Genomic DNA, 13,049 nt, shown 5'->3' on the forward strand with positions numbered 1-13,049 from the left:
CGATGAATCATCCCGAAATCCTTCTCGTCCTCGCCCGCGCCGACAATGGCGTGATCGGACAGGATGGCGCCTTGCCCTGGCGTCTGCCGGCCGACCTGCGCCACTTCAAGGCGCTGACTCAGGGCAAGCCGATGATCATGGGCCGCAAGACATTTGACAGTTTGCCCGGCCTGCTGCCAGGCCGCCGGCATATCGTGCTGACCCGCGATCGATCCTGGTCGGCCGAGGATGTGGACACCGTGCACAGCGTCGACGAAGCGATCCGCGCGGCCAACGCGCCCCACATCGCGATTATCGGCGGCGCCGAAATCTACCGGCTGTTCCTGCCGCTGGCCGATCGGATCGAGCTGACCGAAGTCCATGTCGAGGCCACGGGCGACACGGTGCTGGACGATTTCAATCTCTCCCCCTTTACCGAGACCGCCCGCGAACCGCATGAAGCCGAAGGGGACAGGCCGTCTTATTCCTTCGTGACCTTCCAGAGGACCACATCATGAAGAAATTTCTGCTGAATATCGTCGGGTTGCTGGTGATCGCACTGATTGCCTTTCTGGTCTTCGGCCCCGCGCTCTTCGAAAAGCAGACCAATATGGTCGACGGCAAACCGCTTCCGCCGATCCGGGACGAGGCCCAGCAACTGCATGACAGTCTGATGATTGTCGATCTCCACAGCGACACCTTGCTGTGGAAGCGCAAGATTACCGACGCGGTCGATTATGGCCATGTCGACCTGCCGCGCCTGCAGGCAGGCAATGTCGGACTGCAGATCTTCTCGAGCGTCACCAAGACCCCGAAAAACCAGAATTACGACAGCAACAGCGCCGAAACCGACAATATCACCTTGCTCACAGTCGCCCAGTTGCAGCCGCTGCGGACCTGGACGTCGCTGCTCGAACGCCAGCTCTATCATGCCGAAAAACTCGATCGCGCAGTAACCCAATCCGACGGCGCGCTGGTCGCGATCAGCACCGCCGGACATGTCGAGGGGCTGGAAGTCGCACGGCAGCAATCGGACAAGCCAATCGGTGTGCTCTTTTCTGCCGAAGGGCTGCAAACGCTCGAAGGCAAGCGCGACAATCTCCGCAAGCTGTACCAATCCGGCATGCGCATGGCGGGTCTGGTCCATTTCTTTGACAATGAACTGGCCGGATCGATGCATGGCGAGGAAAAAGGCGGGCTCACCGATTTCGGCCGCCAGATCGTCCGCGACATGGAAGATATGGGCATGATCGTCGATATTGCGCATAGCAGCCATGCAACGGTTGCCGAAATCCTGCGGATCGCCCGTCGACCGGTGGTCTCCAGCCATGGCGGCGTGCAGGCGGTCTGCGGTGTGAACCGCAATCTCAGCGACGATGAAATTCGCGGGGTGGCCGCAACCGGCGGGATTATCGGGCTGGGCTATTGGGACGGGGCGATGTGCGACACCGATCCGAAAAGCGTGGCCCGGGCGGTTGTGCATGTGCGCGATCTGGTCGGCATCGACCATGCTGCGCTCGGCAGCGACTTTGATGGCGCCGTCACCACGCGCTTTGACACCAGCGGCATTGTCCACATCACCCAGGCGTTGCTCGATGCTGGCCTCAACGAAGCCGAAATCCGCGCGGTTATGGGCGGCAATGCGCTGCGGGTTCTGCAGCAAGGCCTGATCCCGCTCGCCGACCTGCCGCCGGCAGAACCGAAACAAGCGGTTGAACAACCGGTCGAATCTGGCCAATAGCTTCGCATGACTCGGCTAAACGGACAGGATCGGATACCCGACCATTTGCGCGGTGCGATTATCGCGCTGGGCAATTTTGATGGCTTTCACAAAGGCCATCAGGTGGTCGCGCAGACCGCGATAGACTGGGCCAGGGCCGAGGGCCGCCCGGTGATCATCGCGACATTTGATCCCCATCCGGTCCGCCATTTCAAGCCCGATGCGCCGCCCTTCCGGCTGACCACGCTCGACCAGCGCGAACGGCTGTTCACCGCCGCTGGCGCCGATGCCATGCTGGTCTTTGCCTTTGATGCCGCGCTGGCGAACACGACGGCGGATGATTTTGTCGCGCGCCTGCTGGTCGACCGGTTCGGCGCGGCCGGTATCGTCACCGGCGAAGATTTCACCTTCGGCAAGGGGCGCGGCGGCAATGTTGCGGTCATGGCGGGCCTCGGCGGGCCGCTCGGCCTCGCGACCAAGGCCGTCGGTCCGGTCAATGCCGATGACGCCGTGATCTCCTCGAGCCGGATTCGCGACGCCCTGAAAGCGGGCGACTGCGCCACCGCCAACCAGCTGCTGACCCGACCTTTCGCCATCGAGGGCACCGTCATTCACGGCGACAAAAACGGCCGCAAGCTGGGCTATCCCACCGCCAATATCGACATGGGCCATTATCTGCGGCCGCGCTACGGGATCTATGCGGTCCGCGGCCGGCTGCCGGACGGGCGGCTGGTCAACGGGGCCGCCAATCTTGGCATTCGCCCGACCTTTGATCCGCCCAAGGAGCTGCTCGAGCCCTATTTTTTCGACTTTGCCGAGGATCTCTATGACCAGACCATCGAGGTCGAACTGCACCATTTCCTGCGCGGCGAGCAGAAATTTGACGATCTCGATGGGCTGATGGAGCAGATGGCGAAAGATTGCGCCAGGGCCAAAGATTTGCTCGCTTGATCCGCCAGCTCTGCGGGCCATTTCCGCGGCGGTGAAATGGCGCTTGCACCGGCCTGCAACCTCGCCTAATCCCCGCCAATCATGACCGACAATGCGCCCGATTATAAAGACACGGTTTTCCTGCCGAAAACCGATTTCCCGATGAAAGCCGGCCTGGCCAACAAGGAGCCGGGCATTTTGGAGCGCTGGGAGAAAATCGATCTCTACGGCAAGCTGCGCGCGGCGCGCGAAGGCCGGGAAAAGTTCATTTTTCACGATGGCCCGCCTTATGCCAATGGCAATATCCATATCGGTCATAGCCTTAACAAGACGCTGAAAGATCTTGTTGTCCGCAGCCAGAACATGCTCGGCAAGGACGCGCCGTTCGTGCCCGGCTGGGATTGCCACGGCCTGCCGATCGAATGGAAGATCGAGGAGCAATATCGCAAGAAAAAGCGCAACAAGGACGAGGTCCCGGCCAGCGAATTCCGCGCCGAATGCCGCGAATATGCGGACAAATGGGTCAATGTCCAGCGCGAGGAATTCAAGCGGCTCGGCGTGCTGGCCGAGTGGGACAAGCCCTATCTGACGATGGATTATGACGCCGAGGCGACGATTGTTGCGGAGCTGCTGAAATTTGCCGAAGCCGGCCAGCTCTATCGCGGCGCAAAGCCGGTCATGTGGTCCCCGGTCGAGAAAACCGCGCTGGCCGAGGCCGAGGTGGAATATGAAGATATCACCTCGACCCAGATTGATGTGGCGTTCGAGATTGTCGAAGCGCCGAATTGTCCTGCAATCCAAGAACACATCGATGCTGGCGAAAAGGTAAGTGCTGTCATCTGGACCACAACCCCGTGGACGATTCCGGTCAATCAGGCGCTCGCTTACGGCGGAGACATCGATTATGTAATTCTTTCAATCTCCGACGAAGGCGAAACAACCGCCGAAGTTGATGATTGCTTTATTATCGCCAAAAATCTGGTTGATGATTTTCTAAAACGGTTTCCGGCATTTGTTGCTGAAGAAGAAATATTAAACGGGTGTTTTACTTTCAAAGGCACCCAACTGGCCGGCGCCATCGCCAAACACCCGATGGCCGATATCCTGTGCTCCCGCGCAGGCGGGAGCCTATCTCCTGACGGTGGAGCATCGAGCGATCAAGAGATGGATTCCCGCCTGCGCGGGAATACCGGTGCGATTGATGAAGCGGCGCTGGAATTCTACACCAAACCCCGCCCGTTCCTCGACGGCTCGCATTTTGTCACCACCGACGCCGGCACCGGGCTGGTCCATATGGCGCCCGACCATGGCGAAGATGATTTCGACCTGTGTAAAGCCCATGGCATCAACCCGGTTTTCGCGGTCGATGCGGATGGCGTCTATCGCGACGACTGGGCCTGGCTGCCGCGTGGCGACGAGCGCGCCGGCGGGGTGATCAACAAGAAATTTGTCAGCAGCAGCGGCCCGATTTGCGAAGACCTGCGCGCAGCGGGCGCGTTGCTGTCGGCCAGCGATGATTTCCAGCACAGCTATCCGCATAGCTGGCGCTCGAAGGCGAAGATCATCTATCGCTGTACGCCGCAGTGGTTCGTGCCGATGGACGAGCCGCTCAAGGCCCCTTCCCGCGCGCCTGCTGCGCCCGTCGAAGCATCCTCGCCACCGGTCGTTCGACAGGCTCAGGATGCGCGCGATGGCGATATGGTCGTCGGTCATGCCGAGGGCATTAACGGCACGCTGCGCGATGTCGCGCTCGACGAAATCCGCAACAAGGTCCGGTTCGTGCCGGAGCGCGGCCGTCGCCGTCTCGAATCGATGGTCGAGGGCCGCCCCGACTGGGTGCTCAGCCGCCAGCGCGCCTGGGGCGTACCGATTGCGCTCTATGTCGATCGCAAGACTGGCGACTATCTCAACGATCCGGCGGTCAACGAACGGATTATCGCGGCCTTCAAAACCGGCGGCGCCGATGCCTGGTTCAATGCCGATCACCAGGAATTTCTCGGCAACCAGTACAGCCTCGACGACTATGAAGTGATCACCGATATTCTTGACGTCTGGTTTGACAGCGGCTGTACCCACAGTTTCGTGCTCGAAAGCGGCACATGGCCGGATCACCAGACCCCCGCCGATCTCTATCTCGAAGGCAGCGATCAGCATCGCGGCTGGTTCCAGAGCTCGCTGCTCGAAAGCTGTGGCACGCGCGGCCATGCGCCGTACAAGGCGGTGCTGACCCATGGCATGACGCTCGACAAGAACGGCAAGAAAATGTCGAAGTCGCTCGGCAACACGCTCGATCCGCAGAAGATCATCAACGTCAATGGCGCGGATATCCTGCGCCTCTGGGCGGCCAGCGTCGACTTTACCGAGGATCACCGGATTGGCGACGAGATCCTCAAGGGCGTCACCGACAGCTACCGCAAATTGCGCAACACCTTCCGCTACATGATTGGCGGCCTGAGCGATTTTACCGACAGCGAGCGGGTCGCGGTCGCGGATATGCCGGAGCTCGAGCGCTATGTGCTGCACCGGTTACACCGGCTGGATTGCGATCTGCGCGAGCATGTCGGGAATTTCGCCTTCGGGCCCTATGTCCGGGCGATCAGCGAATTTGTGAATGACGACCTCAGCGCGTTTTTCTTCGATATCCGCAAGGACTGTCTCTATTGCGATGCGCCGGATGATCCCAAGCGGATGGCCTATCGCACGGTGATGGACATCCTGTTTCACGCGCTCACCCGCTATATTGCGCCGGTGCTGGTCTTTACCGCCGAGGAAATCTGGCAGAGCCGCTTTGCCGATGAGAATGATTCGATCCACTTGAAGGAATGGCCCGCAATCAGCGACCAGTGGAACAATCCGGCGCTCGCGGAAAAATGGGACCAGGTTGCCCTGCAACGCGCGGCGGTGACCGAAGCCATTGAACCGCTGCGGCGCGAAAAAACCATCCGCTCCAGCCTTGAGGCAGAAGTCACCTATCCGTTGGCGGAGCTCTCGTTATCCGCAGCGGAATTTGCCGAATTGTGCATCGTCGCCGATGTCCGGGATGGCGCTGAAATCACCGTGACCAAAACCGACAATCACAAATGCGGGCGCTGCTGGCGCCTGTTGCCGGAGGTCACCGAAGACGGCGCGCTCTGTGGCCGCTGTGATGGGGTATTGAACGCATGACCATGGATAGCACGGCCGAAAATGCCAAAACGGTCAGGAAATACCGGATCACCGGTCTGGTGGTCGCGGCCTTCATCTTTCTGTCCGATCAGATCTCCAAGCTGATCATCATCCACACGCTCGACCTGCCCAATAAGGGCCAGATCGAGCTGCTGCCCTTTTCGATCTGACCTGGGCCGAAAATCGCGGGGTCTCGATGGGGTTTTTGACCGCTTCGACCGATTTTCAGCGCTGGGCGCTGGTCGCGCTCACCGGGCTGATCGCCATCGCAGTGCTGGTCTGGATGTGGCGGGAAAGCGCGAAATGGGACATTATCGCCTTGTCCTTCGTGCTCGGCGGCGCGCTCGGCAATATTCTCGACCGCGCGCAATATGGCTATGTCGCCGACTTTGCCGACCTCCATATCGGGGATTTCCGGCCGTTTCTGATCTTCAACGTGGCCGATGCGGCGATCTCGATCGGGGTCGTGATCCTGCTCGGCCGGGCGCTGCTGATCCGCGAAAAAACTTCCGATGTTCAGCTTGACGACAGTTGACCTATGACAAAGAGCCACGCATGAAGCGTGAGACCATATTTTGAGGATTGGGACTATGAGTATCTCCGGTAGTAAATTGGGACGCACAAGCACGATGGGCCTGAGCCTGCTGTCGCTGGTGGCGCTCTCGGCCTGTGGATCCACCGGCCTGTTCGATCGCGATCGCCCCGATGAATTCGCCGTGTCGCGTCAGGCGCCGCTGGTCATTCCGCCCGATTTCGCGCTCACCCCGCCACAGCCCGGTCAGCCCCGTCCGCAGACCGGCGGCGCGCAGCAGCAGACGCTGGAAGCCATGTTTGGCGGATCACAAGCCCGCAGCATTACCGAATCCGCCATTGTCGGCCAGGCCGGCGATTCCGATGCCGGGATCCGCTCTTCGGTTGGTGATGCCGACACGTTTACCGTCGACAAGGGCAGCGTCACCCGCGATATTATCGCCGCACCTGAAGGCGATGGCCAGAACGCCCAGGCTGCAACCCCCGAATAAACCAAAAGACGCCGTCCGGGTGGCTTGCTAGCCAGATTTGCCTGACGCAAACAGGATCGAGCGGTTCCGGCAATCCGGATCCTCCGGTACATAGGTGACGGTCTCGAAACCGCATTGGCGCAACCGCGTCCGATAGTCTTCCGGCGCCAGACTGGCATGATAAACGGTTTCGCCGCCGATCGTGCCGGTCACCTCGCCCTCGCCGGTGCCGACGGTCAATAAAATCGCGCCGCCAGGTCTGATCAGCGCCGCCAGTTGCGGCAGCACCGCGCGCTGCTCGGCGATCCCCAGATGAAAAAATCCATCCCAGCTAAAAATGCCATCAAAGCCTCCGGCGAGGTTCAGCCGGGTCATGTCCTGGACCAGCCATTCGGCCGCAGGATAGCGGTCCCGGGCCAGTGCAATCATCGCCGGGGCATAGTCCACGCCGACCAGATCATGGCCCTGATCGAGCAGATAGCCAGCGATCGGCAGACCCGAACCGCAGCCGAGATCGAGCAGGCGGGCCTTGTCGGGAAGCGTCGCCAGAAACCGGTCGAGCCATGGCTTTTCGTAAAGCGCGCTGTCCCTGATACCGTCCCAATAGCCGGCCTGACGCTCATAAACGGCCTGCGTCTCTGCCTTGGCCTTGGCGAACAGATCGGAACGGTCATCCATAGAGCGCTTTCACAGCCTAGTGACGGAAATGCCGCATACCGGTGAACAGCATCGCCAGGCCCGCTTCATCCGCTGCCGCGATCACCTCGTCATCGCGGATCGAACCACCCGGTTGAATAACCGCCGTGGCGCCCGCCTCAACCGCCGCCATCAGACCGTCGGCAAACGGGAAAAAGGCATCTGAGGCCACCGCGGAACCCAGCGTCCGGGCTTCGTCCCAACCCGCTTTCTCCGCCGCATCTTTGGCTTTCCACGCGGCGATCCGGGCGGATTCCAGCCGGTTCATCTGCCCCGCCCCGACACCAGCAGTCGCGCCATCCTTGGCATAGACAATCGCATTGGATTTGACATGTTTCGCCACCGTCCAGGCAAACAGGCAGTCGGCCTGTTCCTGATCGCTGGGCTGGCGCTTGGTCACGCATTTGAGATCATCCGGCGCAATCTGCCCATTGTCGCGCGATTGCAGCAAATAGCCGCCGGCGATGGATTTGATACCCATGCCGGGTCTCGCCGGATCGGGCAGATCGCCGGTCAGCAGTAGGCGCAGATTCTTCTTTTTCGCAAAAATCGCGCGGGCATCGGCATCGGCATCCGGCGCGCAGACCACTTCGGTGAAAATGCCGGTCATCGCTTCGGCAGCCGCACCATCGAGCGGCCGATTAACCGCAATGATCCCGCCAAAGGCCGACACGCTGTCACAGGCCAGCGCCTGCTGATAGGCGTCCAAAATACTGTCGCCGCTGGCGACGCCGCAGGGATTGGCATGTTTGACGATGACCACGGTCGGCGGGCCATCGCGAAATTCGCTGACCAGCTCAAGCGCGGCATCGGCGTCATTATAATTGTTATAGCTCAGCGCCTTGCCCTGCAGCTGTTCGGCCTGGGCAATGCCCTGCGCCGACGGTCCGTCGGGCAAATAGAGCGCAGCGGACTGGTGCGGGTTTTCGCCATAGCGCAATTCGGTCGGCTGACTCATGGTCAACGGCAGGGTCGGCGGGAACATCAGCCCCTGATCGGCAAATCCAAACCATTGCGCGATCATGCTGTCATAGCGCGCGGTGGCGGCAAAGGCCTTGGCTGCCATCTGCTTGCGAAAGGCCAGGCTGGTCGCGCCATCGCTGGCTTTCAGCTCCGCGAGCAGCGTGTCATAGTCGGAAGGATCGGTGACGATGGTGACAAAGTCATGGTTCTTCGCCGCGCTGCGCACCATGCTCGGCCCACCAATGTCGATATTCTCGATAATCTCGTCGCGCGCCGCGCCCTTGGCCACGGTCTGGGCAAACGGATAAAGATTGACGATCACCAGATCGATGCCGGCAATATCATGCTCTTCCATCGACGCGACATGACCCGGATCGTCGCGGCGTGCGAGCAAGCCGCCATGCACTTTCGGATGCAGCGTCTTGACCCGGCCATCCATCATTTCGGGAAAGGCGGTAACCTCGGAAATATCGGCCACGTCAAGCCCGGCATCGCGCAAAGCCTTGGCGGTGCCGCCGGTCGAGATCAACGCAACCCCCATCGCCGCGAGATGCTGGCCAAGCTCGGCCAGGCCCTGTTTGTCCGACACCGAAAGCAGCGCCCGTTTGATCCTGATATTGTCCGTCATAAAATCCCCGATTATCCCATATGTTTGAGCAGCCAGCCGGTCGCACCGCCGCCACTGCCCACTGCACCTGTAATCACCATCTGCATGACCGGATGCGGCACGCCTTCGCCGTCAACCCAGACGCTGTCTTCCAACGTCACTTCCCCGCTGGTCGTGCGGAATTGCCACAAATTGCCATCGCGTAAGCGGAGCAACACGCCCTTGCCTTCGGATATCAGATCGCTTTCAATATCCGGTCCGAGATGAAAACGCAGCGCAAATTCGACGTCATTTTTCCGCCGCCGCCGTTTCTTGCCGTCGGGGATCAGCATATCCTCGCCGCGCAGCTCGAGACCGTCGGATCGCATCAGCAGCAGGCGCTTGTGGACCAGACCAAAGCGCCGCGCATAGCCGTCATGGCTGGCCTCGAGCCGGGTCGCATTTTCGACATCACGGCGGAACAGCTCAACCTCGTTGACGCCGCGACCGAGCTTGCCGTCGGGCAGGATCGAGGTGCTGTTGCTATTGTCGATACACAGGGTGCTGTGAGCGGCGGTGGTCCGCAGACCGCGGGCCAGCGATGCCGGGATCGTCGCGCCGACCAGGCCTGCTCCACCACAATTGGCGATGATCCGGTTGTCGCCCTGCGACAATTCAAACGCCAGAGTCGAAGCACAGCCAGCAACCGCCATCCGCGCAATCGGCGGTGGCGCGGCATCGAGGATCAGCACCGAGCGTCCCGATGATACCCGCTGATAGCCCCAGTCGCGCGCCTGGCGCAACGGCCGGGCGCGCACGCCGCTGGCCTCGATCACCTGCGCCACCTGCTCGGCAGAGGTCGCGCCGCCGCCTTGCCAATTGCCCATGCTGCCATCGAAATGGGTGAGTCCGGTCAGCGGCGGCACCGCCTTGGCAAGAGCGGTCTCGAGAAATTCCGGTGCGTCCTCGTCGCGCGACAGATAGACCTGTTTCAGCATCGACAGCAGGATGACCGCGTCCATCTGGTTGAGCGGCGAGCGCGATACCGATCCGCCATCGGCATAGAAAAACTCGCCCATCGCTTTTTCCAGTCCCGCTTCCCCGACAATCCGGCGCACCCGTCCTTCGGGGATCAGCAGCGAAGCCGCGACGACCCCGCTCCACGCCACCAGCCGGCCGAGGCTGGACGTTGCCTTGTCAGCGGTGCGATCGAGATGCCGGGCGGTTCGCGCGATATTGTTGAGCACCTTGGAGCGATAGATGAGATCGCTCGACGACAGGATCAGCGGCGCATGGCTCGCCCAGATCAGCAGCCGCCAGCCGCAATTGTCGGGACGCCAGGCGGGCTGGCGGATCTTCTTGCCATTCGCATCAAGCCATTGCTCGACCAGCTGCTCCGCAACCGGCACCGCCTGATCCCGCGACGCGGCTGTGTCGAGATCACGCAGCCATTGAAACCGGTGAATATAATCCTCAAAGGCCGGCGGCAGTTTCAGGTCCGCGAAATCGGTCTTGCTGTGCTTTTTCTTGAGGCCGCGAAACAGGAAATGTCCGGCGCGGACCGCCATGCCCTGAACCCGGTTGCCGTCGACCGGATCCACCGGCACCGCAAGCAGGCGCAGCGGCAATTTGCCCGACAGCCGCAGCCGGTGCAGCGGCATCCGCCAGGTCATGCGATAATAGAGCAGGGCGGTCTGTTCGGCGAGGGACTGGCCGCGATCACCGCTGGCGCGCAAGGTCAGGCTGCTGCCTTCGGGTGCTACGCTGTCCTCGCCGCTATAGCGGCTGACGCCAGCGCCCGGATCATCGGCGGCGCCGTCCTCGTCTGGCCGGTCTCCGCTCATTCACCCCTCAGACCACGAATATTGGCAGCATATTGATCCGGACCGCCGCGAAAGGTTGCGGTGCCGGCGACCAGCGTATCCGCGCCGGCGGCAATGGCTTGCGGCGCGGTGGTGAGATCAATGCCGCCATCGACTTCGAGCCGGATGTCCTTGCCGGTGGCGTCAATCCGCTGCCGAATGGCTTCGATCTTGCGCAATTGCGTGTCGATAAAGCTCTGGCCGCCAAAACCGGGATTGACGCTCATCACCAGAATCAGGTCGAGATCATCGATCAGATAATCGAGAATATCGAGCGGGGTTGCCGGATTGAGCACCAGACCCGCCTGTTTGCCAAGCGTATGAATGGTCTGCACGGTGCGGTGCGGATGCGCGCCCGCTTCGGGATGGAAGGAGATAATATCCGCGCCTGCCTCGGCAAAAGCCTCGAGATACTGATCAACCGGGGAAATCATCAGATGGACGTCAAACGGCTTGGCGCTATGCGGCCGCAACGCTTTGACGACCGCCGGTCCAATCGTGATATTGGGCACGAAATGCCCGTCCATCACGTCAACATGGACCCAGTCGCAACCGGCTTCGTCAATCGCGCGGACCTCTTCTCCCAGCCGTGCAAAATCAGCAGACAGGATGGACGGGGCGATGCGGACAGAGCTGGTCATGGCGGTTCCTTTTCAGCATTGCGTTTAGGCATTTCCCCTGCCCCTCGCAAGCAACGAACGGCCCGGCAACCCAAAGGCCTGTGGACAGTTTGGGGACAGGCTGAATTTTCCCGTCCGGTCAGGCTTTGCGCTGCAATCGGGCGATGAAAAAGCCGTCGACATGGCCCTTGTCGGCGAGCGTGTCCGGCAGGGTTCTGATCCAGCCTTCCGCCGTGACCGATATGGCGGCCGGGCGCTCGTCTTCCGCAACCGGCACGGTTTCAAATCCGCTATTCTCTTCGAGAAATGCGGCAATCTGATCCTCGCCTTCTTCCGGTTCGAGCGAACAGACCGCGTAGACCAGCAGACCGCCCGGCTTGACCCAGGATGCCGCCCGGCGCAGCAGCCCGGCCTGGACCTCCGCCCGCTCGGCAATCTGGCGCGATCCGATACAATGGAGCACATCGGGATGGCGGCGGAAAATGCCGGTTGCGCTGCACGGTGCATCGAGCAGCACCGCATCGGCGGGCTCCGACGGCTGCCATTGCATCAGGTCGGCAATGACGACATCCGCCTGCAAGCCTGTGCGTGCGAGATTGCCGTTGAACCGCTCCATCCGTTTCTCGCTATTGTCGACCGATAGTGTGTGCCAGCCCGCCGCCGCAAGCTGCATGGTCTTGCCACCCGGCGCAGCGCAGAGATCGAGCACGGTCTTGCCGTCCCCGGCGCCAAGCAGGCGCGCAGGCAGGGACGCGGCGAGATCCTGCACCCAAAAGGCGCCTTCGGCAAAACCGGGCAGTTCGGGTACCGGCAATCCTGATGGCAGCCGCAGATGCCGGGGCGCGAGGGGTTTGCCTTCCAGCGCTCCGACATTGTCATCCTTGAAACTGAGATCAAGCGGCGGCGCGCTGGCCCAGGCCTGGCTGGCAGCAATGGCGACAGACTCGCCCCAATTATGCGTCCAGCGGTCCAGTGTTTCACCCGGAATCTCCGGCGCATCCGGCAAGGCCAGTTTGCCGGATTCCAGCCCCCGCATGACCGTGGAGAACACCCCGTGCACCAACCGGCGGGGCCCACCATGGACCAAAGGCAAAGCGGTGGCGATCGCTGCGTGCTGCGGCGTTTCGAGCACCAGGACCTGAACCAGAGCGATGCGCAGCGCCATGCGCGCCTTGGCATCATCGGGCAGGCGCTTCCTGGTCGCGCTGTCGATCATCGCGTCCAGTGCGCTCATCCAGCGCAGCGCATTGGCCGCGATATTATGGGCCAGCGACCGGTCCGAGGGATTGCTCAGCTTGGCGGTGGCGGCGGGCAGGGCCTGGTCGAGCGTTTCACCGCGCCGGCATACCGCGTCCAGCAGCCGCAAGGCGGAGACACGAGCCGGGAGACCAGGCGTTTTTTGATCGTTAGAAATCGTTATGTTCCTGCACAGGCGGGACCCCATCTCCGGCCCTATCAAGATCATGATACGGGCGATGGGCTCCCGTCTTCGCGGCAGCCCTTGCGCTATTTGCGCGCATGAATCAA

The 13,049-nt window shown here is 61.5% G+C and carries 10 protein-coding genes and 1 pseudogene; 6 read left to right on the plus strand and 5 right to left on the minus strand.

What is annotated here, in order from left to right:
- Window positions 1-2 precede the first annotated feature (2 nt).
- From ACZ1GS_RS15800 to ACZ1GS_RS15825, 6 genes and pseudogenes are all read left to right on the plus strand, one after another.
- Window positions 3-497 carry a dihydrofolate reductase gene (locus ACZ1GS_RS15800; protein ID WP_472696123.1) on the plus strand — a complete coding sequence of 165 codons (495 nt, stop codon included), beginning with the start codon at window positions 3-5 and terminating at the stop codon, window positions 495-497.
- Complete coding sequence (locus ACZ1GS_RS15805; RefSeq protein ID WP_472696124.1) at window positions 494-1,720, plus strand: dipeptidase; 1,227 nt, start codon at window positions 494-496, stop codon at window positions 1,718-1,720. Before ACZ1GS_RS15800 ends, ACZ1GS_RS15805 begins: the two co-directional genes overlap by 4 nt.
- A gap of 6 nt (window positions 1,721-1,726) precedes the next feature.
- Window positions 1,727-2,650 (plus strand): bifunctional riboflavin kinase/FAD synthetase, encoded by a 924-nt coding sequence (locus tag ACZ1GS_RS15810; RefSeq protein WP_472696125.1) that lies wholly within the window; start codon window positions 1,727-1,729, stop codon window positions 2,648-2,650.
- 81 nt (window positions 2,651-2,731) lie between these two features.
- Entirely contained in the window at window positions 2,732-5,794 is a 3,063-nt protein-coding gene (gene ileS / locus ACZ1GS_RS15815) for an isoleucine--tRNA ligase (protein ID WP_472696126.1), read from the plus strand.
- A gap of 2 nt (window positions 5,795-5,796) precedes the next feature.
- Window positions 5,797-6,329, plus strand: a pseudogene (gene lspA / locus ACZ1GS_RS15820) (signal peptidase II).
- 55 nt (window positions 6,330-6,384) lie between these two features.
- The gene (locus tag ACZ1GS_RS15825) at window positions 6,385-6,816 is read left to right on the plus strand and encodes a DUF3035 domain-containing protein (protein WP_472696127.1); all 432 of its coding nucleotides are present in this window, start codon (window positions 6,385-6,387) and stop codon (window positions 6,814-6,816) included.
- A 27-nt stretch (window positions 6,817-6,843) separates the two neighbouring features.
- Here ACZ1GS_RS15825 and ACZ1GS_RS15830 read toward each other — a convergent pair whose 3' ends face one another.
- The 5 genes from ACZ1GS_RS15830 to ACZ1GS_RS15850 all read right to left on the minus strand — a co-directional run bounded on the left by ACZ1GS_RS15830 (window position 6,844) and on the right by ACZ1GS_RS15850 (window position 12,966).
- Window positions 6,844-7,473: a class I SAM-dependent DNA methyltransferase gene (locus ACZ1GS_RS15830; protein ID WP_472696128.1), complete on the minus strand. Its 630-nt coding sequence runs from the start codon at window positions 7,471-7,473 to the stop codon at window positions 6,844-6,846.
- Between the two features lie 16 nt (window positions 7,474-7,489).
- Window positions 7,490-9,082, minus strand: coding sequence for a bifunctional phosphoribosylaminoimidazolecarboxamide formyltransferase/IMP cyclohydrolase (gene purH, locus ACZ1GS_RS15835; protein ID WP_472696129.1), 1,593 nt, complete (start codon window positions 9,080-9,082; stop codon window positions 7,490-7,492).
- 11 nt (window positions 9,083-9,093) lie between these two features.
- A complete protein-coding gene (locus tag ACZ1GS_RS15840; RefSeq protein WP_472696130.1) occupies window positions 9,094-10,884 on the minus strand; it encodes a heparinase II/III family protein in 1,791 nt (596 codons plus the stop codon).
- Window positions 10,881-11,543 (minus strand): ribulose-phosphate 3-epimerase, encoded by a 663-nt coding sequence (gene rpe / locus ACZ1GS_RS15845; protein ID WP_472696131.1) that lies wholly within the window; start codon window positions 11,541-11,543, stop codon window positions 10,881-10,883. Before rpe ends, ACZ1GS_RS15840 begins: the two co-directional genes overlap by 4 nt.
- Before the next feature lie 118 nt (window positions 11,544-11,661).
- Window positions 11,662-12,966: an RsmB/NOP family class I SAM-dependent RNA methyltransferase gene (locus ACZ1GS_RS15850; RefSeq protein WP_472698160.1), complete on the minus strand. Its 1,305-nt coding sequence runs from the start codon at window positions 12,964-12,966 to the stop codon at window positions 11,662-11,664.
- Window positions 12,967-13,049: the final 83 nt, after the last annotated feature.

This window comes from Parasphingorhabdus sp. W113 (genome assembly GCF_055693205.1).